This is a genomic window from Streptomyces sp. NPDC058525 (assembly GCF_042719495.1).
In the GTDB taxonomy this organism is placed as follows: Bacteria; Actinomycetota; Actinomycetes; order Streptomycetales; family Streptomycetaceae; genus Streptomyces.
Map to the genome: position 1 here is coordinate 1 of NZ_JBHXNP010000061.1, position 23,941 is coordinate 23,941.

Consider the following 23,941-nt stretch of genomic DNA (forward strand, 5'->3'; position numbering starts at 1 on the left):
CCCATGGGCCCGGCGCCCATGGGCCCGGCGCCCATGGGCCCGGCGCCCATGGGCCCGGCGCCCATGGGCCCGGCGCCCATGGGCCCGGCGCCCATGGGACCGGCGCCTATGGGCCCGGCGTCCACGGGCCTGACGCCCACCGGCCTGACGCCCACCGGCCTGACGCCCACCAGCCCGGCGGCGCCGCCGTCCGCGGCACCGCCGTCCGCGCCGCCGCCGGCGAAGGGACCTGCGTCGGCCGGCCCGTCCCCGGCACCCGCGTCCTCATCGCCCCCGTCACCGACGGCCCGCTCGCCCGCCTGGACTCCACGACCGCCCTGCCCGCCGGGCGCGTCGGCGAGATCCTGGTCCACGGCGACTCCGTCAGCCCGCGCTACCACCGCGCACCGCACTCCGACGCCGCGCACAAAGTGACCGAGGAACGCCCCGAAGGCGAAGCCCCCCGGCTCTGGCACCGCACCGGCGACCTCGGCCGTCTCGACGACGAGGGGCGGCTCTGGTTCTGCGGGCGCGCCGCGCAGCGGGTCCGCACCGCCTACCGGGACCTGCACACCGTGCGCTGCGAGGGGGTCTTCAACGCCCACCCCCTCGTCCGGCGCACCGCCCTGGTCGGCATCGGCCCGTCAGGAGCACAACAGCCCGTCGTCTGCGTGGAGTTGGAGACCGGTACCGGGACGACCGGAACACCTCCCGACGACGCCGCGGCATGGACGGAACTGGTCGCCGAACTCCGCACGATGGCCGAGGCCCACGCCCCGACCACCGGCCTCCAGGAGTTCCTGCGCCACCCCGGGTTCCCCGTCGACATCCGGCACAACGCCAAGATCGGCCGCGAGGAGCTGGCCCGCTGGGCCGAGCGCCGGCTGACCCGGCCCGCGTCGTCCCCCGGCCGGCGGGCGCTGCGGATCGTACCGCTCGCCGGATGGGCGTACCTCGTCGGCGGGGCGGTGTGGGCGGCCACCGCGGGAGTACCCGACCTCCCGGTGCTGACGTGGCTTTGGTGGGCCGACGCCTTCCTCAGCGTCGGCGTCCACGCCGCACAGATCCCGCTCGCGCTGCCGCGCGGCCGGGCCGCGGGACACGGCACCGCCCACGTGGTCGGACGCACCATGCTCTACGGCGCGACCTGGTGGCGGTCCCTGTGAGGATCCTGGTCACCGGGGCATCCGGATTCCTGGGCGGGCACCTGGTCGACGGCGCCCTGCGCGAGGGCCATCAGGTCCGCGCCCTCGTACGGCCCGGCGGCGACGCCGTACGGCTGCGCGGCCTGCCCGGCGTCGAGGTTGTCACCGGCGACCTCACCGACGGCGGTTCGCTGGGGCGGGCGGCCGACGGCTGCGAGGCCGTGCTGCACAGCGCGGCGCGGGTCGTCGACCACGGCAGCCGCGCGCAGTTCGAGGCCGCCAACGTCACCGGCACGCTGCGGCTGCTGGCGGCCGCGCGGTCGGCCGGGGCGCGGCGGTTCGTGTTCGTCTCCAGCCCGAGCGCGCTGATGCGGGTACGGGAGGGCGACCGGCTCGGCATCGACGAGAGCGCCCCGTACCCCGAGCGCTGGTTCAACCTCTACTGCGAGACGAAGGCGATCGCCGAGCAGTACGTACGGGCCTGGGACGGGCCGGAGTTCACCACGTGCGCCGTGCGCCCGCGCGGCATCTGGGGGCCGCGCGACCACGCCGGATTCCTGCCGCGCATGGTCGCCGCGATGCGCGCGGGCCGGCTGCCGGACCTCTCCGGCGGCAAACGGGTCCTGGTGTCGCTGTGCCACGTCGACAACGCGGTGGACGCCTGCCTGCGGGCCGCGCTCGCCCCCGCCGGGCGGGTCGGCGGCAGGGCCTACTTCGTCGGGGACCGGGAGGAGACGGACCTGTGGCCGTTCCTGGCCCGGGTCGGCGCCCTCTTCGACTGCCCGCCGCCCGCCCCGCGCATCCCGCTCGTCCTCGGCCGCGCGATGGCCGCGGCGGTCGAGACGGGCTGGCACCTGCGCCGCCGCGGGTCAGCGGGCGGCCGTACGGACGAAAGCCCGCCCCTGAGCCGCTACATGATGGCGCTGCTGACCCGCTCGGCGACGTACGACACCACCGCCGCCCGCACGGACCTCGGCTACGCGGCCCCGCGCACCCAGGCCGACGGGCTGCGCGCACTGCGCGAGTGGGTGACGGCGACGGGCGGCGTGACGGCCTGGACCGCCGGTCCGGCCGCACGGCCCGCCCACCGGGCGGCGCGCCCCGCGGCCCGGTCCGCGTGGCCCGCCGCCCGGTCCGCTCCGGCCGGTTCCGGCGGCCCGGCCTCTTCCGGCGCACCGGCCTCTTCCGGCGCACGGGCCTCTACCGGCGGTCCGGCCTCTGTCGGCGGCCCGGCCTCTTCCGGCGGCGGCCCGGTGTCTGTCGGCGCACAGCCTTCTTCCGGCGGCCCGGCCGGTCCCGGGTCACCGGCCTCTTCCGGCGGTGGCCCGGTGTCTGTCGGCGCACAGGCCTCTTCCGGCGGACCGGCCTCTTCCGGCGGACCGGCCTCTTCCGGCGGCCCGGCCTCTTCCGGCGGACCGGCCTCTTCCGGCGGCCCGGCCTCTTCCGGCGGCCCGGCCTCTTCCGGCGGTCCGGCCGGTTCCGGGTCACCGGCCTCTGTCGGCGGAGCGGACGCCTCCGCCGCCTCCGCCACCACCACCGATTCCGCTGAACCCTCCTGCTCCGCACTGCCACGCACCGCACCCGACCCCACCGAACAAGGGACCACGCAGCCATGACCTCCCGTCAGGCGGGCACCGGCGCCGACACCGCCGCCACCCCCTACCGGCGCCCGGTGTCGCCCACCGAGCGCCTCTACCTCGCCGCCGGCGACGCCCGAGGGGCCATGGCCCTGCGCATCGTCGTCGAGGGCGACGGGGTGCCCGACCGCCGGCACTTCCAGGCGGCCCTGGCCCAGGCCGCCGAGGCCTGCCCGGGTTCGCGGCTCGTGCGCACCGGGGCGGTGTGGACCGCCGAGGGCCCGGTGCCGAGGGTGCGGTACGACGCACCACGCGCCGGCGACACGTCCACCGACTCGGCGCCGGGCACGGTCCAGTCACCCGCCGGACCCTCACGCCGAACGGAACCGCCGGGCTGCGAAGTCCTGATCGTGCCCGGCACGGACGCGAGTCCGACCACCCTCACCTTCAGCGCCTCGCACGCGGTGATGGACGGCCACGGCGCGCTGACCTGGGTCCGGGAGGTCTTCCGCGCCCTCCGCGGCGAACCGCCCCGCCCCGCCCTCGACCCGACCACCGACACCGACCTCCTCCACCACCTCGCCCACCCCACCCACCCCACCCACCGCCCTACCCCGACCCCGCCCCGCCGCTCCCCGCTCGGCCCGCCGAACGGCGGCCGGGCGCCCGGCGCCGCGTACGGCGGCGATGCCGACAGCGACGGGCTCGCGCGCGTACCTGCGGACGGCAGCGGCGCCCCCGCCCCCGCCAGTGGCGCCGGCGCGGCCGACTCCGCGCAGGGTGTCGCCCTCCCGCCCGCCCCCGCCAGGGGCGTCGGCGACGCGCTCGGCGTGGCCAACGGCAGCAGCCGCGCACTCACCCCCGCGGACGGCGACGCCCCCCCGCCCGGCCCCGCCGACGGCGACAGCCTCCCGCCCGCCCCCGCCGACGGCGACAGCCTGCCGCCCGACCCAGTCAGGGGTGTCGGCACTGCCAACTCCCCGCACGGCGCCGCCCTCCCGCCGGGCCCCGCCAGGGGCGTCGGCGGCGCGCTCGGCATGGCCAACGGCGGCGGCCGCGCACTCGCGCCCGCTGACGGTGGTGCTCGCGCGGCCGGCCCCGCCGAGGGCGACAGCCTCCCGCCCGACCCGGTCAGGGGCGTCGGCGGCGTGCCCGGCATGGCCAACGGCGGCGGCCGCGCACTCGTCCCCGCGGACGGTGGCGCCCGCGCGGCCGGCCCCGCCGACGGCGACAGCCTCTCGCCCGACCCCGCCAGGGGCGTCGGCGGCGCGCTCGGCGCGGCCAACGGCGGCACCCGCGCACTCGTCCCCGCGGACGGTGGCGCCCGCCCGCCCGGCACCGCCGACGGCGACGGCGACAGCCTCTCGCCCGACCGCGTCAGGGGCGTCCGCGGCCTGCCCGGCACGGCCAACGGCGGCAGCCGCCCACTCGCGTCTGCCAGCGGTGGCGGCCGCCCGACCCGCCCCGCCAAGCGCAGCGGCGGCGGCAGCCGCGCCGTGCGGACGCTGTGGCTGCGGCGTACGCTGCCCGGCCGGTACCCCGCGCTCACCGCCCGGCTCGCCCAGGCCCTGGCCGACGCCGCCCGGCTCGACACCCGGGTCATGGTCCCGGTCGACCTGCGCCGCCACCGCCCCGGGATCGCCGCCACCGGCAACCTGAGCCTGCCGCTGTTCCTGGACCTGCGCCCCGGCGAGGACTGGACGGCAGCGCACAGCCGCCTGCTGACCGCGCTGGCCGAGAACCGCGAACTGGCCGTCGGGTTCGAGTCGGCGCTCGCCCCGCTGCCGCTGCCCGTGACCGCCGCCCTGCTGCGCGCCGCCCAGGCCGCGGCGCTCCGTACCGACCGCCACCTCGCCTCGGCCGTCGTCTCCCACCTCGGCCGCCTGGACCCGGCGGACTTCTCCGGCGGCGGGTTCACCGCGTCCACGGTGTACGCGCTCCCGGTGCACGCCCCGCTGGTCCCGCTCTCCCTGGTCGCCGCCGAGACCGGCGACGCCACCGAGATAACGCTCGGCGTCCGCGGCGCGGGCCGGGACCTCGCGGCGCGCGCGGCCCGACTGCTGGACACGGCCCTGGCCGGCCTCCGGGCCGAGGCGGAGGCGGAGGCGGCGGGGGAGGGCGGCGCAGTCGAGGCGTCGCCGCCCGCAGATGGCCCGGCTTCTGGCACCGGGCCGGGTACCGGCAGGGGCCTGGCCGGGTTCTGCGGCGGGTCGGAGGGTGGGTCGGATGCAGGGGCGGCGGCGGAGGAGGAGGGTGGCGCAGTCAAGGCGTTGCCGCCCGCAGTTGGCCCGGCTTCCGGCATCGGGCCGGGTACCGGCAGGGGCCTGGCCGGGTTCTGCGGCGGGTCGGAGGGTGGGTCGGATGCAGGGGCGGCGGAGGAGGAGGGCGGCGCAGCCAAGGCGTTGCTGCCCGCAGATGGCCCGGCTTCTGGCATCGGGCCGGGTACCGGCAGGGGCCTGGCCGGGTTCTGCGGCGGGTCGGAGGGTGGGTCGGATGCCGGGGCGGTGGCGGAGGAGGAGGGCGGCGCAGTCGAGGCGTTGCCGCCCGCAGTTGGCCCGGCTTCCGGCACCGGGCTGGCCACCGCTTCCGAGCCGTCCCTCCACCCGGAGCCCCCCGAGGCTCCGGCAGCCCCGACCCCGGCCCCGATCCCGACTCCCGCCCCGCGAACCCCGACTCCGACCGCGACCCCCGCCTCGCCGACTCCGACCCACGCCTCGCCGACCCCCGCCCCGCGGACCTCGGCTCCCGCCCCGCGGACCTCGGCCCCCGCCCCCCGGAGCTCGGCCCCCGCCCCCCAGACGCCGACCGGCCCGGCTGCGCACCCGGCCGCCGCCGAGCTCACCGTCGTGGACGCCTTCCGCGCGCAGGCCGCCCGTACTCCCGACGCGCCCGCGCTCGACGGGCCCGAGGGCGTGGTCACGTACGCCGAACTCGACCGCCGCTCCGACGCGATCGCAGCCGGGCTCGGATGGCGCGGGGTGGGGCGCGAGGACCTGGTCGGACTCGTCGTCGACCGTACGCCGGCCGGCGTGTGCGCCCTGTGGGGCATCCTCAAGGCGGGCGCGGCCTACGTACCGCTCGACCCCCACCACCCCGGCGCCCGCATCCGGGAGATCCTCCAGGGATCGGGCTCCGCCCTCTGCCTGACCACCCGACACCTTGCCGGGGAGCTGGCCCCGTTCGTCCCCGGAACCCTCCTCACCGTCGAAGACCTCCTCGACGGAGCCATCGCCACCGCAGCGGAAGTACGGCCCGCCGCAGGCGACCTCGCGTACGTCATCCACACCTCCGGTTCCACCGGCCGCCCCAAGGGCGTGCAGATCGAGCACGGCAGTCTCATGGGCTTCGTCCGCTGGATGACCGCCGTCTGCCGGGTCACCGACCGCACCCGCTTCGGCTTCGCCTCCTCCTACGCCTTCGACATCTCCTGCTTCCCCCTCTTCCTGCCGCTGTCGGCCGGCGGTACGGCCGTCCTCGCCCCCGGCGCGCCCTCGCCCGCCACCCTCCGCGCACTCGTCACCGAACACCGCGCGGACACCCTGGCGCTGACCCCCTCCCACCTGGCCCTCCTCGGCCCCGCGGGCAGCTCTGGCCCCGCAGGAAGCTCCGGCTCCGCAGCCGCCGCCCCCGCCGCCGGAGGCAGCGCCGGCCCCGCGGCCAGCGTCGCCCCCGCAGGCAGCTCCGGCCCCGCAGCCGCCGCCCCCGCAGCCGCCGCCCCCGCAGCCGCCGCCCCCGCGGCCAGCTCCGACCCCGCGACCAGCTCCGACCCCGCAGCCCCCGCCCCCGCAGCCCCCGCCCCCGCGGCCAGCGCCGCCCCCGCGCCGCTCCCGCTCCGCACCCTGCTGCTCGGCGGCGAGCCCCTCACCCCCGCCGCCGTACGGTCCGCGCACGCCGCCTTCGGGTCCGGCTGCCGCCTGATCAACGGCTACGGGCCCACCGAGGCGACCGTCGCCGTGCTCGCCCACACCGTGGACGGCACCGAGACCGGCGCCACCGTCCCGATCGGCCTGCCCGGCCCGTACGCCCAGGTCGACCTCATCGCAGACGACGGCCAGACCATCGGCTCCGGCCCGGACGACACCGGCCGCACCGGCGAGATCGTCGTACGCGGCGTGCAGGTGGCCCGCGGCTACCTGCACCCCGCCGCCGACGAACCGTCCCCGGCCCACCCCTCGCCCTTCACCACCGCCCCCGACGGCGTCCGCACCTACCGCACCGGCGACCTCGGCCGCCGACTGCCCGGCGGCGCCATCGAGTTCGCCGGACGCATCGACGGGCAGGTCAAGATCGCCGGGCACCGCGTCGAGCCCGCCGAGGTCGTCGCCGCCCTCGAAGCCCACCCGGCCGTCCACCGCGCCGTCGTCGTACCCCGCCGCCGCCCGCACTCCACGGCGTACGTGCTCTGCGCGTACGTACTGCCACCCGCCGGCGGCCCCGCGGCCCACCCCGACCTGGCCGGCACCCTGCGCACGGAGCTCACCCGCACCCTCCCCCCGCACCTCGTCCCGGCCCACGTGACCGTGGTCGACGCCCTGCCCCGCACGGTCAGCGGCAAAACCGACCTCGACGCCCTCCCCGACCCCTTCGCCCGCACCACACCCACACCACCCGTCACCACGCTGGAGGCGCGCGTCCGGCACCACTGGGCGGAGATCCTCGGCGTCGACGGCACACTGCTGTCGCCGGACTCCGACTTCCACGCCCTCGGCGGCGATTCGCTGGCCCTCGTCGAGATGGTCACCGCCGTCTCCTCGGACCTGCTGACCCCCGCCCAGGCCCGCCGCTTCACGGACCGTCTCGACCGCCTCGTACGGGACCTGACGCTCGGCCGGCTCTGCGCCCACCTGGCCGCCGCCGCCCGCGAGGAGGCCGCCGCATGATCTTCGTAGGAGAAGGAGCCCTGCTCCGCCGGGCCGTCACCCACGCGGCCACCCGAGGCCACCCGGTCGACCTGGTCTGCTCCGCCGACCCGCTGGACGCCGCGGCCGCCGGCGCGCCCCACCTGGCGGCGGCCGACGTCAACGCCCACGCCCGCACGCTGGCCCGGGCCTGCACCGATGGCATCGTCTGGTCCGTCAACAACGGCCAGATCTTCCGCGAGCCCCTGCTCCGGGCCCACGGCCTGCGCATCGTCAACATCCACAACGGGCTGCTGCCCCGGCACCGCGGGCTGCCCTCCGTGGCCGTCCTGTTCGCCCTGTTGCACGGGGATCCGGAGTACGGGGCCACCGCCCACGAGGTCGACGCCGGCATCGACACCGGCCCGGTCCTGGCCGAACACCGCTTCGGCATCGGCCCCGAGGACCGCTACCACCAGGTCATGCTCCGCGGCATCCGCGCCTGCCACACCCTGTTCGAGCGGATCCTCCCGGCCGCAGCCACCGGAACCGCCCACCCGGCCCACCCCACCCACACCGCGGCCACGCCGGAACCGTCCGGCTACTACGGCCTGCGCGCCCTGGACCGCCTCGCCGCCTACCGCGACCACCCCGCCTTCGCCCGCGCCACCGACCTCGGCGCCTTCGCCCCCCACGCCCCCGAGGTCAACCGGGCCCTGCTGCGCCTGTCCGCACGGGCCTAGAACGACATTCCTGCTCTTCCTCACCGGCCACCCGGGCCGGGTCTACAACCGGCAGGATCTGCTGGAGCGCGTATGGGAGTACACCTTCCACGGTGACGTGCGCCTGGTCGACGCCTGCGTGATGCGGCTGCGCGGCCGGATCGAGGACGACCCCCGCCGGCCGGTGTACGTCCAGCCGGTACGGGGCTTCGGATACCGGTTCGGTCCCCTGTGAGCCGTACGGCCGCCTCCGGCCCCCGCCGGCTCCGGGCCGTGCGCGGGCTCCGTACCCGCCTGGTCATCGCCTTTCTGCTCGCCACCGCCTTCGGCTCCCTGCTGACCGCCGCGCTCACCTTCGGCCAGGCCCGCGCGGCCACCCTGGACAGGACCCAGAGCACGGCCCTGCGGGACCTGCGCGCCCAGCTCGGCTCCCTGGCTCCCGATCTGCGGATGCCGCCCACCGCCGAGGACCTGCGGACCCTCGTTCGCCAGCTGGATCTGGCGGGCGGCTCGCGGGGCTGGACCACCACCACCGCGTACGGGGACGCGCCGCCCGTGACGGGCGCGGCCGCCCAGGGCGCGACGGACGCACCACCGGCGGTGCCCGGCGCGCTCGTGGCCACCGTGCGGGACGGGCGGGACGGGCGGGAATCGGCGTACCAGCGCTTCGAGCACGCCGGGCACCCCTGGCTCGCGGTCGGCGTCCCGCTCGCCGCCACCCGGAGCGAGTCCGGAGACGGGTCCGGCAACGGGTCCGGGAACGAGTCCGGGAGCGGGTCCGGCAACGAGTCCGTGAGCGCCGACACCGACCGGAAGACCGAGTCCGCCGACGCCCCCGCAGCCGGCGAACAGCTCGCGGACCTGCGGGTGTACGCCGTCTTCCCGCTGACCGAGCAGGCCGCCGACATCGCCGCGCTGGTCACCGCCGCCCAGGTCGGCATCGTGCCCGCGCTCGCACTGGCGCTGGTCCCCGCACTGCTCGCCTCCCGGCGGGTCCTGCACCCGGTCCGGCGCCTGCGCCACGGTGCGCAGCAGGTCGCGGCCGGGCGCCTGGACACCCGTCTCGACGTCACCGGCCACGACGAACTCGCCCAGCTCACCGTCACCTTCAACACAATGGCCGCCAAACTCCAGGGCAACGAGACGGAACTGCGCCGGCTGGAGGAGAACGCCCGCCGCTTCTCCGCCGACGTCGCCCACGAGCTGCGCACCCCGCTCGCCGCGATGACGGCCGTCACGGAAGTCCTGGACGAGGACGCCGACTCCGGAACGCTCCCACCGGACACGGCCGACGCCGTACGGCTGGTGGCGGGGGAGACGCGGAGGCTGGCCCGGACCGTGGAGGACCTGATGGAGGTGGCCCGCTTCGACGCCGGCCGGGCCGAGCTCCAGGCCGAGCACACCGACCTGCGCACCGCCCTCGCCACCACCCTGAGGCTGCGCGGCTGGACGGACGACCCGCGGATCGTCACCGACCTGCCCGAGGCGCTGCCGGTACGGATCGACACCCGCCGCATCGACGTGGTGCTCTCCAACCTGATCGGCAACGCCCTGCACCACGGCAGCCCGCCCGTCACCGTACGGGGCCGCGTCCGTCCCGGGACCGCGCAGGCCGTGCTCACCGTCGAGGACACCGGCCCCGGCATTGCGCCCGGGGCGCTGCCGCACGTCTTCGACCGCTTCTACAAGGCCGACTCGGCCCGGTCGCGCTCCGAGGGCAGCGGCCTCGGACTGGCCATCGCCGCCGAGAACACCCGGCTGCACGGCGGCACGCTCACCGCCGTCAACGCCCCTGGCTCCGGAGCCCTGTTCACCCTGACGCTGCCCCTCTCCCAGGACCCCGAATGACCCGTACGCCCGCACCACCACCCCGTACCCGCCGGGCGCTCCGTACCCTCCGGGCGCCCCGTACCCTCAGGGCGGCCCCGTACCCGCCGGGCCGGCCGTACGCGCCCCGGCAGGCCGCCACCCGTGCCCGCCCCGCTCGCGGCGGCCCTGCTGGCCGCGCTGCTCACCGGCTGCGGCATCACCCCCACCGGCCCGGTGCCCGAGGGCGGACCCGCGACCGCCGTCATGGCGGGGGACGGGGCAGGACCCGTACGGCTGTACTTCGCCAGCCCGTACGGCATCCGGCAGGCCTCCCGCCCCGCCACCGGCACGGCCGCCCCGCAGCAGGTCCTCGACCTGCTGCTGGAAGGACCGACCGCGAACGAACGGGCCCGGGGCCTGGCCAACCACGTGCCCCCGCTGCCCAAGCCCCCGGTCGCCCCGGCCGGCACCGGCTCCGTCGACGTGTACCTCCCCCTGGCGGTGGCCACCGGCGAACTCGACATCACGGCCCTGAGCCAGATCGTCTGCACCCTGGCCCATGCCAAGACGCTCAGCGACGTCCCGCCCGACCAGGTGATCGTCAAGGTCCACGAAACCAGCGTGCGCACGGGGAACGCCTCCGACAAGGGCTGGCCCCTGCGCTGCGGCCCCCAGTCGATCGCGGTCCCGGCACACCAGGCCGCGCCCCCGCCGTGAGCGGTCCCGGCCGGGCCGATGGACTTTCGGCGCGCCGCGCACGGCCGTTCGGCAGGCGTACGGCCCTACCTCCGGCCCGTTCGGCGGCCCCGGCCGCCGCCGTAGCGTGGGAGGGCTGAGATCCCCCGGGCCCGTGAGCCCGCGGCGGGGCAGCGCCGACACCAGAGGAGCAGCACCATGACCGGCCGCGCCCCCGGGCCCGATCCCGTCCAGGACAGCCCGCGCATCAGCCCGCCCCCGCACCACGCGGTGGGCGTGCACGCGGTGACCAACGCGATGCGGATGGCGCAGCGGCAGATGGGCGTCGTACGCGGGGCCCGCGCCCTGCTGCGGGTCAACCAGCACGACGGGTTCGACTGCCCGGGCTGCGCCTGGCCCGAAGAGGGCAAGATCCACAAGGCGGAGTTCTGCGAGAACGGCGCGAAGGCCGTGGCCGAGGAGGCCACCCGCCGACGGGTCACGCCCGCGTTCTTCGCCCGGCACGCCGTCGCCGACCTGCTGGGCCGCTCCGGCTACTGGCTGGGGCAGCAGGGCCGCCTCACCCACCCCATGCTGCTCGAGGAGGGCGCCACCCACTACGCGCCCGTCGGCTGGGAACGGGCCTTCGAGATCATCGGCGAGGAGTTCGCCGCCCTCGGCTCACCCGACGAGGCCGTCTTCTACACCTCCGGACGCACCCCGAACGAGCCCGCCTTCGCACTCCAGCTCTTCGCCCGCCGGCTGGGCACCAACAACCTGCCCGACTGCGCCAACATGTGCCACGAGTCCACCGGCTCGGCCCTGGTCGAGACCCTCGGCGTCGGCAAGGGCAGCGTCTCCCTGGACGACATCCACCACGCCGACCTGGTGATCGTCGCCGGCCAGAACCCGGGCACCAACCACCCCCGGATGATGGCCGCCCTGGAGCAGACCAAGGACAACGGCGGCAGGATCATCAGCGTCAACCCGCTGCCCGAAGCGGGCCTGGAACGCTTCAAGAACCCGCAGCGCCCGCGCGGCGTCGTCGGCTCCGGCACCAAGCTCGCCGACCTGTTCCTGCAGATCCGGGCCGGCGGCGACCTGGCCCTGTTCCGCGCCCTGAACCTGCTGCTCCTGGAGGCCGAGGACGCCGCCCCCGGCACCGTCCTGGACCGCTCCTTCATCGAGGAGCACACCCTCGGGTTCGAGGAGTGGGAGAAGGACGCCCGCACCACCGACTGGGACGAGGTCCTCACCGCCACCGGGCTGCCCCGCGAACAGATCGAGCAGGCCGCGCGGATGGTCCTGGAGTCCGGGAGCGTCATCGTGTGCTGGGCGCTGGGACTCACCCAGCACAAGCACTCCGTGCCCACCCTGCGCGAGGTCGTCGACTTCCTCCTGCTGCGCGGGAACGTCGGCCGCCCCGGCGCCGGCGTCTGCCCCGTACGCGGCCACTCCAACGTCCAGGGCGACCGCACCATGGGCATCTTCGAGCGGATGCCGGAGGCGTTCCACGCGGCGCTCGACGCCGAGTTCCGCTTGACCTCGCCCCGCCGGCACGGCTACGACTCGGTCAACGCGATCAAGGCCATGCGCGACGGCAAGGTGGGGATCTTCGTCGGCATGGGCGGCAACTTCGTCGCCGCCGCCCCCGACACCCCCGTGACCGAGGACGCCGTACGCCGCTGCGCCCTCACCGTGCAGATATCCACCAAGCTCAACCGCTCGCACCTTGTCACCGGCAAGCGCGCCCTGATCCTGCCGACGCTCGGCCGCTCGGACGAGGACCGCACGGAGGCGGGCCCGCAGTTCGTGACCGTCGAGGACTCCATGGGCCTGGTCCACGCCTCGCGCGGACGGCTGAAGGGCGAGCCGGAGCTCCGCTCGGAGACGTCCATCGTCTGCGCGATGGCCCGCGCCGCCCTCGGCCCCGACGACGACGTGCCCTGGGAGGAGTTCGGCGTCGACCTCGACCGCCTGCGCGAGCGCATCGCACGCGTCGTACCCGGCTTCGAGGACTTCAACGCCCGCGTCCGCGCGCCCGGCGGCTTCGCCCTGCCGCACGCACCGCGCGACACCCGCACCTTCCCCACGCACACCGGCAAGGCCAACTTCACCGTCAACGACATGGTCGTCCCGCACATCCCCGAAGGCCGGCTGCTGCTGCAGACCCTGCGCTCCCACGACCAGTACAACACCACCATCTACGGCCTCGACGACCGCTACCGAGGAGTCCACGACGGCCGCCGGGTCGTCCTGGTCAACCCGGCGGACATCGAGGGCCTCGGCCTCGCCGAAGGCGCGTACACGGACCTGGTCTCCGAATGGCCCGACGGACGCGTGCGCAGGGCCGCCCACTTCAAGGTCGTCGCCTACCCGACCGCGCGCGGCTGCGCCGCGGCCTACATGCCGGAGGCCACGGTCCTGGTTCCGCTCGACCACACGTCGGACATCAGCAACACCCCGGCGTACAAGTCGGTCCTCATCCGCTTCGAGCCGGACTCCGGTCCCGAGGCGGTCGTGGTCATCTGAAACGCGGTGCATCCCCCCTCTAGAGGGGGGATGCACCCCGATGTTTGCCGTGGCGTCGTGATTGGTGAGGGTGATCTCCTTGCCGGCCGGCAGCATGGCGAAGCATCTCCCGCCATGTCCGCCGCTCCTGCGTTCACCGCTCTCGTGCGTCCGTCCGTGCGTCCGCTGCCGTCGTGGCCGCGGCGGCACTGCTCCTGGCGGGTTGCCGGGGCGGAGGCGGTGATGCGGGAACCGGTGCCGGGGACGAGGGAAAGGCGAAGGGGGCCACATCTGGCGCGAGCCCGCAGCCGAGCGCGCCTGCCAAGGTCACCACCGGTCCGGAACTTGACTTCGACCTGACCCCTGGCAACGGGAAAACGGTTGGTGTGGGCCACCCGGTGTCCCTCGAGTTCCGCAAGCCTGTGAAGAACAAGGCCGTTGTGGAGAAGGCCCTTACTGTGACCACTACTGTGACCACCGACAACAACACCGAAGGCTCCTGGGGCTGGGTCAAGACTCCCACCGGCTACGACCGTCTGGACTGGCGCCCCAAGGACTACTGGAAGCCGGGCACCAAGGTCCGGGTGCAGGGAGACCTCACGGTGGTGGACCCTGGCGACGGGCATTTCACCCGCACCCTCGACCGCGCCTTCACCATCGGCCGCGACCAGCGGATGCTGGCCGATCTGGACAAGCACACTCTCACCGTGACCCAGGACGGTCGGAAGGTGAAGACGTTCCCGATGACTGGTGGCGAGCCTGTCAAGGACCGCGCGTCACGCCCAGGGATATTCGTTGTCAAGACCCGGGAGAAGGAGGTCCGGATGACATCGGAGTCGGTGGGCGGTCCGAAGGAGTACGACACCCTGGTGCAGTGGGCCATGCGTTTCACCGACACCGGAGGCTATCTCCATGCCGCGCCCTGGGCGGAAGAGAAGGGTGACCTGGGGAAGAAAAACACCAGCGCGGGCTGTGTCGGCATGTCCGATACCAACGCCAAATGGTTGTTTGAAAACTCTCAGTTGGGTGATGTCGTCACCATCCAGGGCAAGGACGCCACCGGCCCTCTGGGAGGTGCGGGCAATGGCTACGCAGACTGGAACACGACCTGGGAGCAGTGGCAGGCACTGAGCGCGAATCACGCCTGACAGCGACCCGCCGATGGGACAGCGGCCCCTGCCCGGAATCCGGTACGGCGACGTTTCCACCGAGCTCCTGGAGCCGCCAGGGACTGCCGACACACGCGAATTCGCCACATCCCGCAGCGTGTCACCGAAAGACGACTGGCCAGGGCCGTGTGGCGGCGGGCTCAATGGGAGGATGTCCGTCCTCGCTCGTACCGTACGTGCGGCAGTCCTGTCCGCTGCCGTCGTCGTCGGCGTGTCCGCCGCCGCGCCCCCGTCCGATCCTGCGTCCACACCAGTGACGGTTCCCAAACCAGCCAGGGGGTTCGTCGCGCTCAGCGACGTCGACCCGACCATCCGCCAGGAGATCCGCTACCACACGCCGAACAACTTCGTCGGCGAGCCGATCAACGGTTACCTCCAGCCGACCTGCATCCTCACCCGACCGGCGGCTCATGCCCTGCAACGCGCCCAGCGCTCCCTGCTGCTCCAGGGCTATTCCCTCAAGGTCTACGACTGCTACCGGCCGCAACGCTCTGTCGACCACTTCGTCGCGTGGGCCAAAGACCTCGACGACCAGACAATGAAGGACGAGTTCTACCCGCGGGTCGACAAGAGCCGCCTGTTCGAAGACGGCTACATCGCCGAGCGGTCCGGCCACAGCAGGGGCAGCACCGTGGACCTGACCTTGGTCAAGCTCCCCGCCCGTCCCGTCCCGCCCTACGATCCGGACCGGCCGCTCATCCCCTGCTACGCCGCCCAGAAGGACCGCGCGCCGGACAACTCCGTGGACATGGGCACCGGCTACGACTGCTTCGACACCCTCTCCCATACCCTCGACCCCCGGATCCAGGGGGAGCAGAAGGCCAACCGACTCCTCCTGAAGAGCACCCTCGAATCGGCGGGCTTCAAGAACCTGCCGGAGGAGTGGTGGCACTACACCCTGCGCGGCGAACCCTTCCCCGACACCTACTTCGATTTCCCCGTGTCCAAGCGCAGCCTGAGCCTGGCCGGCTGAACCGGCCTTCCTCCGCAGGCCCGCACCCCACGGCCGACAGCGAGGCGGCGGTGGCGTGCAGCCGTCCAGCGGTCAGGTTCAGGCGCCGCACCATGGGGCAGAAGCACCGCGGCACCCGGGCCGGCGGGCGTGGAAGAACTACGTGGCCTCGGGCAGCGGGCCACACACCTTCGGCCTGGGCGTTGGTCCCTCGCGCGGGGTCCTTTGGACGGCCTCCAGCAAGGCTGCTGGTCCTAGAATTGGTCCGTCCTTCGTTGAATTCCGCCAGGCGCAGTGGGCCACCAACAGGGCCAGGCCCGCGAGGACCCCCTCGAACATGCCCACCGTCGCGATCGCGCCCGCCGTGACCACGAGGATCACCGCCTCGCCCCGGTGTTCCCGCCACAGCCCGCCCAGCCGGTTGAGCGGAAGGAGCCGTACGCCCGCGTGGAGGAGGCCTCCCACGACCAGTACAACACCACCATCTACGGCCTCGACGACCGCTACCGAGGAGTCCACGACGGCCGCGTGCGCAGGGCCGCCCACTTCAAGGTCGTCGCCTACCCGACCGCGCGCGGCTGCGCCGCCGCCTACATGCCGGAGGCCACGGTCCTGGTTCCGCTCGACCACACGTCGGACATCAGCAACACCCCGGCGTACAAGTCGGTCCTCATCCGCTTCGAGCCGGACTCCGGTCCCGAGGCGGTCGTGGTCATCTGAGCGTCCGGCGCACTTCAGGCCAAAGAACCAGCCCACCCCCACCCTGAATCAATGGTTGAACCGGCCGTTGTTTCTTCGATATCCAGGGTGGGTTGGAGTTGTTCTGGCGCAATCCATGGCATGGTCGGGTGGCGTGAAGCTGTCCCGCCCCCTTTGAACACCTGATTCCGGTTGCTAGAGATGGGCGGAAACCACCGGAAGATCAGGAAGGTGCCGAAGATGTCACCCACCGGCGAACTCGTCACGCACGGCTGCCCGCTGCCCGACTGGGACGTGCAGGCCCTGCCCCCCGACCAGTGGCAGCCCTTCTACGCGGCCGTGCTCGGCGCCTTCCACGAGCCCGAACCCGACGAGGTCACCGCCCTGTGGGGGAGCCTCGGAGAGCCGCGGCGCTGCCTGGTCGTGCGCGACCGCAGCGCCATCGTGGGCACCGCGGGAACCTTCTCCTTCCGCATGTCCGTCCCCGGCGGACGGATCGTGGACACCGCCGGCGTGAGCATGGTCAGCGTCCAGGCGGTCCGCCGACGCCGCGGCGTCCTCACCGCCCTGATGCGGCAACAGCTCGACTCGCTCCAGCGCGCGGGCGAGCCGCTCGCCGTCCTGACCGCCTCCGAAGCCCCGATCTACGGACGGTTCGGCTACGGCATGGCGGCCCGTCAGCTCTCCCTCGACATCGCGTCGCGTCGCGTCCGCCTCGCCACGCCGCCCGTCGACAGCGACGAGGTCCACCTGTCCCTGGAGGACCCGTACAAGGCCCTCGACGCGTGCGAGGAGCTCTACGCCCGCCTGTTGCCGCAGCGCCCCGGGATGATGGCGCGCGAGAACGGCTGGGAACTCGTGCCGCTCCTCGACCCGCCGGCCTGGCGGGAGAGCTCCGCCCCGGTGGAGTGCGTCATCGCCCGCGTGGACGGCAAGGTCGCCGGATACGCCCGCTATTCGGTCGCTGTCGAGTGGTCCAGGACGAACACGGCCGAGGGCACCGTCCGGGTCCGGGACATCGAGGCCGAAGACCCCCGCGCGTACGCGGCCCTGTGGCGGTTCATCCTGGAGACCGACCTCACCTCGCGCGTCATCGCCCCGAACCGCCCCGCCGACGAAGCCCTCCTCCACATGGTGTCGGACGTACGCCACTGCACCCCCACGGTCCTGGACAGCCTGTACGTCCGCCTGGTGGACGTCCCCCGGGCCCTGTGCGCGCGCACGTACGCCGCGCCGATCGACATGGTGCTGGAGGTCGGGGACGGATTCGCACCCTGGAACCAGGGCCGCTGGCGGCTCACGGGGGACGGCGAGGGGGCCGTGTGCACCCGCACCCACGACGCCCCCGACCTCACGCTGGACGCCGCCGCCCTCGGGTCGGCCTACCTCGGCGGGGTCACCTTCACGGAACTCGCCGCGGCCGGCCGGGTCCGCGCCCACCGCCCCGGAGCCCTCGCCTCCGCGACGGCCGCGTTCTCCTCGGCCGCGGCCCCGTGGATGCCGTTCGCCTTCTGCCGCTCGCTGCTGCCGCGCCTCTGACCCCCGGGTGCGCCCGCGCACCGGCCGACCCCGGCCCCGGGCCCGCTCTTCCCTCGGAGAGCGGGCCCGGGGCCGCGTCACGTGGTGAGGAACATTCACTCGCCACCTGCGGACGCGCGTGCCGTGCCCCGCGCTCGCACTGCCCGGCCCCGTCCGGCCGCGTTCACACCGGGCCCTTCGCGTTCACACCTCTTGTCCGCGGCGGGCCGGGCCCGTTGACCCCCGTCCGGCGCGCGGCGGAAGCTCGGACCAGCGGGGCAAGCCACCGAGCCCGGCTCTCGTCCGGTGCCAGCTCGGCCGTGCCGATGTCACGGCCGAGGGCGCCGGCGATGCTCTCAGGCCAGTCCGACCCCGTCGCCGGGTAGGTCCCCTCGATGACGGCGCCCATGACGGCCGACGGCCGGATGTGCGTCCACGGGATGTCCGAGCGCTCCACCGCCTTCTCGATCGCCAGCCAGAACCAGGTCTCCGGCGGGTACGCCGCCGCGTAGAGCGCGGAGGGCGGCCCCGTGCCGGCCGTCAGTCCTGGCAGAGGCCGCGGGTGTGGTCGTACGTCGCGGTGGCCTGCGAGTAGCGCCACTGCGGGTCCAGCAGGTCGCTCTTCAGCTGTGCGGCCGCGGCCGGGCTCTCGACGATGTACCCGAAGTCCTGGAGCCAGGACGGGTACAGGTTCTTGGAGCCGATGTAGAAGGCCGATCCGTCGACCGAGACCAGCTTGTGGTGCTGGGCGTACGGCATGCCGTCGGCCCAGGTCGGCGCGTCGGAGGCGCGGAACGTGGCCAGTTGGAGGTTCTCGCACAGGGCGGTCCGCGCCCGGCCGCCGTCACCGGTCAGGGCCGCCACCCGGCCGCGCAGGGCGTCGCTGACCTCGGAGAGCGACTTGATCTGCGAGTAGCCTCCGCTGCCGATCGTGCCGCGGTTCGCCGGGTCGCTCACGACGATGCGGACCTTCACTCCGGCGACGAGCTTCGCGGCGAGGGCGTCGTAGAGGCGTACGTCGTAGCGGGGCAGCGGCGGGCAGGTGGCGTGGATGTCCTGCTGGGAGATCTCGATGTGCGAGGTCGCGCTGGAGACCAGGGCGCGCAGGGCGCTCTCCTCCGGGTTGACGGTGTCGTAGTCCCGGTCCGCGTTGGTCCTGTCCGGCAGCCCGACCCCGCACTTGGTGTCGCCGGCCGTGGGCAGCACCGGGCGGAAGGAGGAGGCGGGGTCGTTCTGTCGGATGCCCACGCCGAGGCCGCCGACGGCGAGCGCGGGCACGTTCCCGCCGCCCTCCGGGGAGGCGGGCCGGGGCAGGGAGGGCATGCAGTCCGCGCCGGGCGAGGCCGCGAACCACACCGAGCTCCAGCTGCTCTTGTTGCGGCAGGTCCAGTCCCACAGGGTGTCCAGGTAGCGGCCGGCGGAGCCCGCGGCGGGCCCGGACAGCGCGAGGTCGACGTCGGCGACCGGGTGGGTGGTCTCCAGGTAGTCGTCCTTCCAGCTGTTGATGCCGCCGGTGATGACCGAACCGCCGTCCACGACGACCAGTTTGGAGTGGTTCCAGGAGAACGCGGTCTTCGAGGTGGTCATCGAGGCCACGTTCAGGGTGATGTTGGCCGCGGCGGCCGGGCCGAGCTTCGTGAGCAGCTCGTCCCGGTAGGACGAGGGGATCACGGTGGAGTGGTAGATGGGCGCGGCGCCCACCATGATGCGCACCTTGAGCCGGTTGCCCTTCTGGGCGGACTCCCTGAGGCCCGCGACGATCGCGTCCTGGTAGCCGCCGTTGGGGAAGGGCGCCAGCGTCGATATGTCCACGGTCTGCCGGGCCCCGGCGATGTCCTGGCGCATCTTCTCCAGGAGCCTGCGCGTCCCGGGCCGGTCGGCGCACGCGGCGTCGCCCCAGCAGCCGGGCGTCTGGAGCAGCCAGTCGGCGCCCCCGGGCGCGGAGGACCCGAGCCGGTTGCCGGAGGTGCGCTCCCACACCGAACCCTCCAGGCCCGGCGAGACCTGACGCAGGGTCTGCTCGACCGAGTCCAGGTGGGGGGTGGGCGCGTCCGCGGCGGAGGCGGGAGCGGCGGCGAGGAGGGAGAGACCGAGTGCGAGGGCCGGGGCGGAGGCGAGGGCCGTCGTACGGGCAGTGCGTGCCAATGTGGTTCCTTGACTGGGCAGGGCAGGGCAGGACAGGGGCCGAGTCGGGCAGGAGCGTGGCCGACCACGCCTCCGACCTTGATCGACTTGCGCAAGTTACCAATAGGTAGCCGTCTGTTCACTCACCGAGAGCGGGTTCTGGCCATCCCAATTCGGCCCGCTTTAGGTCGAGTTGTGCCCCGGAGGCCCTGCCGCACGGAACTCCCGTGCACGATCGCGACGTGACCGAGCCGAGTGGACAGGCGCGGACAGCAGTGGACAGTCCCCGCCTCCGCCGGCCATGGAACGTGGGCACCGCCCGACACGAGTCTGTGCGCCATGAACCTTGGACGTACGAAGGACAAGCAGGCCGCCTTGTCCCGCCCGGCCGCCCCACCCCGCCCCCGGGGCCGCGCTCGCGGCGCTGGCCGCGGCGCAGTTCACCGTCATGCTGGCCACTTCGATCGTGAACGTGGCGCTGCCTCAGATCCGGGCCGGGGTGGGCCTGTCGGACCGTGGCACCGCGTGGGTGGTCAATGCCTACGGTCTGGCGTTCGGGGCGCTGCTGCTGGCCGGGGGCCGGGCGGCCGACCTGCTGGGCCGGCGCCGGTTGCTGATCGCGGGCCTCGCCGTGTTCGCGGCAGCCTCCCTGGCGGCGGGACTGGCCCCCTCCCCGGGCGTACTGGTCGCCGCCCGCGCCGTGCAGGGCCTGGGAGCGGCCGCCATCGCCCCGGCCGCGCTCGCCCTGACCATGGACCTGTTCCCGCCCGGCCCCTCCCGCGGCAGGGCGTTGGGGGTGTGGGGAGCGGTCTCCGGCGCGGGCGGCGCGGCCGGCGTCCTGCTGGGCGGCGTTCTCACCCAGGCCTGGGGCTGGCCCTGGGTCTTCCACATCACCGCCCTCGGGGCCGTGCTCGTCCTCACCGCCGTGGCGGCGCTCGTACCCCGGGCCGCCGGCCGCGAGCACGGCCGCTTCGACTTGCTCGGCACTGCGACCGTCACCCTCGCCCTGACCTGCCTGGTCTGGGCACTGACCAGCGCACGCGGCGCCGGCTGGACGGACCCCGGGGTACTCGGCGCCCTCATCGCGGCCGCCGTGCTGCTCGCCGCCTTCGCCCTCATCGAGCGCCGCCGACCGGACGCCCTGATACCGCCGAGGCTGTTCGCCACCGGCCGCGTCGCCGCGGGCAACCTGCTGATGGCGCTCCTGGGTTCGGTATGGATCGCGCTGTTCTTCTTCCTCCCCCTCTACCAGCAACAAGTGCTCGGCATGAGCCCGCTCGCCACCGGCGCCGGCCAGCTCCCCCTCGCCGTGGCCAACATGCTCGGAGCCGTCGCGGGGCCCCGTATCTCCCGGCGCATCGGCCCCACCGCGACGGTGACCGCGGCCCTGGTCGTCGAAGCCGCCGGACTGCTGTGGCTGTCGCGGATCAGCGCCGACGGCAGCTACCTCGCCGACGTCCTCGGAGCGAGCGTCCTGGTCGGCCGCTCGGCCTCCCCGGCTGGCTCCCCATGACCCTTCTCGGGGCCGGCCTCGCCGCCGGCACCGTCCTGGCCACCCTCGCCGCGCTCCGGGCCCAGCACGGGGCCACCACCTCGGAGGTCCTCTCCGCCCGACTCCTCGGCGCCGCCTGGATCGCCGGGTTCACCGCCCTGTTCCTCGCGATCACCGGCCTGACGTCCGTACTCGACGCGCCGGAACTCCAGTCGGTCCTGTGGCCCGCCGGATCCGGCCTCATCGTCGGCCTGCTCTACATCGCCGAGGGCGCCGTACGCCGGAACGTGCTGCACTACGGCCTCGGCGTCCGGCTGGCCCTGACCTCCACCGCGGCGCTCTGGCTCGACGCCCCCGCCTTCTTCTGGACCCTCGCCCTCGCAGGCGGCGGCGCCTACGCCCTCGCCACCGCCCTCGAACACCGCCGCCTGCGCTCCCTCACAGGACACCCGTAGACCTGACGACCGAGCCCCGGCCGTCCGGGGCTCGGGCATCAGGCCCGGCAGAGGCCGCGGGCTTGGCGCAGCGCCCGATCCCGGAACAGGGAAGGAGAAGCGCCGTCGCGGCCCGTGTCGGCTGGTCCCGCCAACACGTTTCGACCTTGGCGGCAGCTCACCGGCGTGCCACGGCAACCGACGAAGTGGAGGCGGCGTGAGCACCGCTCCTGAACCTTCCCCCGGCGGCAGCGTCCCCCAGCCGGCCGCGACCGCGGAAGATCTGCGGGCCGCCCTGGCTCGGATCGCCCCGGACGCCGTGCCGACCTTCGACGCTGAACGGGCTACTGCTGTCGCCCGCGCTCGGGAGCAGTTCAGTGCTGCGCCGATGCGCCGTTTCCTGCGGCAGTGGGCCCTGTACGTGGCGATCGAACGCCACCCCTACCTCGCCGCGCTCCTGCGCAGCCTGGAGGCCCGCGCGGCGCGCGTCACCGATCCCGCCGAGGCGCGGGCGATCGCCGCCGAGATCGGCCACATCCTCGACAAGGCCGCCGCCGAGGCCGCAATCCCCACGGCGGAGCCCGACACGAGCGCGGGGCCGCGGCCGGAGTTCGGCCGCGGCCCCGTTCAGTAGCCGGCGCCGCTCAGCGCAAGGTCGGGATCACGTCGCGGGTCTCGTCGACCGTGAGGTCCGTCGTGCGCAGGGCTACCGAGCCCGGCGGGGGCTCGTCCGCGCAGACGGTGCTCCGCGGGGGCAGGGCCAGGCCGGCCAGGTAGTCCGTGACCAAGGCGCTGACGCACGCGCTCCGGTTGTACGCCGTGTGGCCCTCGGCGGCGAAGGTCAGCAGCCGGCCGTTCTCCAGCGTCCCGGCGAGCGCCACGGAGTCCTGGTACGGGGTGTCCGGGTCGCCCGTCGTGCCGAGCACCAGGATCGGGGCGGAGCCCGCCGCCCGGTAGGAGCCCTCGTACCGGCTCGGCCGCTCCGCCTGCCACTGCGCGCAGGCCGGGGCGTGGTTGTGGTCGTACGTCGGCGGCCCGAAGCCGATGGGGGCGCCCAGCAGCGGAGCGGTGGCGACATGGGCGCCGACCAGCCCGCCCAGCAGCACCCGGTCGGTCGGATACGCCCGGTCGGCGCACTCGACGGCCAGATTGACGCTGAGGAAGTCGAAGGACGCCGGCGAGGGCGGAGACAGCAGGAACGTCGCCTGCCGTGCCTGCGCCGCCCGCAGCGCCTGCCCCAGCTCGGGCCAGATCACCTTGCCCGCGTTGATGTTGAACATCAGGCGGTAGGCGAGGGTGTACCCGGTCGCCGGACGCCCGCTCGCGGTGATCACGGGGTCGGCGTCCAGCGCCCGCTTGAGCTGCTCGAACGCCTGCCGCGGCCGCCCCTCCCCGAACCCGCACGCGGCCGCCTCCCGCGCACACCAGTCCAGGAACCGCCCGACCGCCGCGTCCAGGGCCACGAACTGCGGCCCGTCGTAGGCGTACGGCACGTCGGCGTAGCGCCGCGGATCGTAGCCCCCGTCCAGGACCATGGCCCGTACGCGCCGCGGGAACTGCGCGGCGTAGACGGTGCCGACGTAGCTCCCGAAGGAACGCCCGTAGAACGACAGCGTCTCCTCGCCCAGGGCCTGCCGCAGCAGGTCGATGTCCTTGGCGTTCGAGCCGGTGCCGACGAACGGCACCAGGTCACCGGCCCGCTCCCGGCAGGCGGTGGCGAACTCCAGCCCCTGCCGGATGGCACCCTGCAGCGCGCCCGGCCCGGGAACACCGCGCGCGGAGTCGACGGCGGCGGTGTACTCCTGGTCGTTCCAGCACTCCACCTGCCCGCTGCGCTTCACCCCGCGCATGTCGTACCCGACGACGTCGAAGGCGTCGCGCAGGGAGGCGGGCAGCGCCTCGTAGCTGTTACGGGCGAAGTCCACCCCGGAGTTCCCCGGTCCGCCGGGATGCAGCAGCAGCACACCGGTGCGCTGCGTGCGGTCGGCCGCGAGCCGCCGGGTGACCGCGATCGGGATCGTCCGCCCGGTCGGCTCGCGGTAGTCCAGCGGCACCCGGGCGGTCGCACACTCGAACCCGTCCGCCGCACCGTCACACGGCCCCCACGACAGAACGGGAACGGGCGGAGCCACGGCCCCGGGAGGCCCCACGGCCGCGGCCTCCCGGGGCGCGGCCCCCAGGAGCGCGGTCACCGCGACCAGGGCGACGGATATCCGGGATATCCCGGATATCCGCCACCCCACTCGCCTGCGCACGTCATCAGCTGAACGGGTCTGCATAACGGCGATCCTCCGTTG

At 74.5% G+C, this 23,941-nt stretch carries 14 protein-coding genes and 3 pseudogenes; 15 read left to right on the plus strand and 2 right to left on the minus strand.

The genetic code is table 11. The features are described from left to right. From ACFWP3_RS25890 to ACFWP3_RS25945, 12 genes and pseudogenes are all read left to right on the plus strand, one after another. Positions 1-1,145: pseudogene (locus tag ACFWP3_RS25890) on the plus strand (hypothetical protein); the annotation flags it as partial. Next, positions 1,130-2,740 (plus strand): NAD-dependent epimerase/dehydratase family protein, encoded by a 1,611-nt coding sequence (locus ACFWP3_RS25895; protein ID WP_384225350.1) that lies wholly within the window; start codon positions 1,130-1,132, stop codon positions 2,738-2,740. The pseudogene ACFWP3_RS25890 and the gene ACFWP3_RS25895, both read left to right, overlap by 16 nt. Beyond that, positions 2,737-7,581 (plus strand): AMP-binding protein, encoded by a 4,845-nt coding sequence (locus tag ACFWP3_RS25900; RefSeq protein WP_384225352.1) that lies wholly within the window; start codon positions 2,737-2,739, stop codon positions 7,579-7,581. The genes ACFWP3_RS25895 and ACFWP3_RS25900 overlap by 4 nt, the downstream gene beginning before the upstream one ends. Next, on the plus strand, positions 7,578-8,282 hold the full coding sequence (locus tag ACFWP3_RS25905) for a formyltransferase family protein (protein WP_384225355.1): 705 nt from the start codon (positions 7,578-7,580) through the stop codon (positions 8,280-8,282). The genes ACFWP3_RS25900 and ACFWP3_RS25905 overlap by 4 nt, the downstream gene beginning before the upstream one ends. Before the next feature lie 10 nt (positions 8,283-8,292). Then, positions 8,293-8,496, plus strand: a pseudogene (locus tag ACFWP3_RS25910) (helix-turn-helix domain-containing protein); the annotation flags it as partial. A 38-nt stretch (positions 8,497-8,534) separates the two neighbouring features. Further along, a complete protein-coding gene (locus ACFWP3_RS25915) occupies positions 8,535-10,109 on the plus strand; it encodes an ATP-binding protein (protein WP_384225358.1) in 1,575 nt (524 codons plus the stop codon). A gap of 123 nt (positions 10,110-10,232) precedes the next feature. Continuing rightward, entirely contained in the window at positions 10,233-10,787 is a 555-nt protein-coding gene (locus tag ACFWP3_RS25920; protein ID WP_384225361.1) for a hypothetical protein, read from the plus strand. Positions 10,788-10,964: 177 nt separating this feature from the next. Beyond that, on the plus strand, positions 10,965-13,277 hold the full coding sequence (locus ACFWP3_RS25925) for an FdhF/YdeP family oxidoreductase (RefSeq protein WP_384225363.1): 2,313 nt from the start codon (positions 10,965-10,967) through the stop codon (positions 13,275-13,277). 173 nt (positions 13,278-13,450) lie between these two features. After that, positions 13,451-14,404, plus strand: a complete 954-nt coding sequence (locus ACFWP3_RS25930; RefSeq protein WP_384225365.1) for a L,D-transpeptidase — start codon at positions 13,451-13,453, stop codon at positions 14,402-14,404. Between the two features lie 172 nt (positions 14,405-14,576). Continuing rightward, on the plus strand, positions 14,577-15,398 hold the full coding sequence (locus ACFWP3_RS25935; RefSeq protein WP_384225368.1) for a M15 family metallopeptidase: 822 nt from the start codon (positions 14,577-14,579) through the stop codon (positions 15,396-15,398). 438 nt (positions 15,399-15,836) lie between these two features. After that, positions 15,837-16,097 (plus strand): annotated as a pseudogene (locus ACFWP3_RS25940) (hypothetical protein); the annotation flags it as partial. 219 nt (positions 16,098-16,316) lie between these two features. Continuing rightward, complete coding sequence (locus tag ACFWP3_RS25945; RefSeq protein ID WP_384225370.1) at positions 16,317-17,615, plus strand: GNAT family N-acetyltransferase; 1,299 nt, start codon at positions 16,317-16,319, stop codon at positions 17,613-17,615. A gap of 519 nt (positions 17,616-18,134) precedes the next feature. Here ACFWP3_RS25945 and ACFWP3_RS25950 read toward each other — a convergent pair. Then, on the minus strand, positions 18,135-19,739 hold the full coding sequence (locus ACFWP3_RS25950) for a phospholipase (RefSeq protein WP_384225373.1): 1,605 nt from the start codon (positions 19,737-19,739) through the stop codon (positions 18,135-18,137). Between the two features lie 427 nt (positions 19,740-20,166). Between ACFWP3_RS25950 and ACFWP3_RS25955 the strand changes: the two genes are divergently transcribed. From ACFWP3_RS25955 to ACFWP3_RS25965, 3 genes are all read left to right on the plus strand, one after another. Beyond that, positions 20,167-21,231: an MFS transporter gene (locus ACFWP3_RS25955; protein ID WP_384225376.1), complete on the plus strand. Its 1,065-nt coding sequence runs from the start codon at positions 20,167-20,169 to the stop codon at positions 21,229-21,231. Beyond that, positions 21,228-21,665 carry a hypothetical protein gene (locus ACFWP3_RS25960; RefSeq protein WP_384225378.1) on the plus strand — a complete coding sequence of 146 codons (438 nt, stop codon included), beginning with the start codon at positions 21,228-21,230 and terminating at the stop codon, positions 21,663-21,665. Before ACFWP3_RS25955 ends, ACFWP3_RS25960 begins: the two co-directional genes overlap by 4 nt. A gap of 196 nt (positions 21,666-21,861) precedes the next feature. Beyond that, entirely contained in the window at positions 21,862-22,278 is a 417-nt protein-coding gene (locus tag ACFWP3_RS25965; RefSeq protein ID WP_384225380.1) for a hypothetical protein, read from the plus strand. Between the two features lie 10 nt (positions 22,279-22,288). Here ACFWP3_RS25965 and ACFWP3_RS25970 read toward each other — a convergent pair whose 3' ends face one another. Beyond that, the gene (locus ACFWP3_RS25970; RefSeq protein ID WP_384225383.1) at positions 22,289-23,923 is read right to left on the minus strand and encodes an alpha/beta fold hydrolase; all 1,635 of its coding nucleotides are present in this window, start codon (positions 23,921-23,923) and stop codon (positions 22,289-22,291) included. Between the last annotated feature and the right edge of the window lie 18 nt (positions 23,924-23,941).

Excerpts from the sequence above, each read along its gene's own strand:
- ACFWP3_RS25925 (WP_384225363.1), top strand. The coding sequence starts at position 10,965 with ATGACCGGCCGCGCCCCCGGGCCCGATCCCGTCCAGGACAGCCCGCGC.
- ACFWP3_RS25935 (WP_384225368.1), top strand. The coding sequence starts at position 14,577 with ATGTCCGTCCTCGCTCGTACCGTACGTGCGGCAGTCCTGTCCGCTGCC.
- ACFWP3_RS25945 (WP_384225370.1), top strand. The coding sequence starts at position 16,317 with ATGTCACCCACCGGCGAACTCGTCACGCACGGCTGCCCGCTGCCCGAC.
- ACFWP3_RS25905 (WP_384225355.1), top strand. The coding sequence starts at position 7,578 with ATGATCTTCGTAGGAGAAGGAGCCCTGCTCCGCCGGGCCGTCACCCAC.
- ACFWP3_RS25970 (WP_384225383.1), bottom strand. The coding sequence starts at position 23,923 with ATGCAGACCCGTTCAGCTGATGACGTGCGCAGGCGAGTGGGGTGGCGG.
- ACFWP3_RS25960 (WP_384225378.1), top strand. The coding sequence starts at position 21,228 with ATGACCCTTCTCGGGGCCGGCCTCGCCGCCGGCACCGTCCTGGCCACC.
- ACFWP3_RS25955 (WP_384225376.1), top strand. The coding sequence starts at position 20,167 with ATGCTGGCCACTTCGATCGTGAACGTGGCGCTGCCTCAGATCCGGGCC.
- ACFWP3_RS25900 (WP_384225352.1), top strand. The coding sequence starts at position 2,737 with ATGACCTCCCGTCAGGCGGGCACCGGCGCCGACACCGCCGCCACCCCC.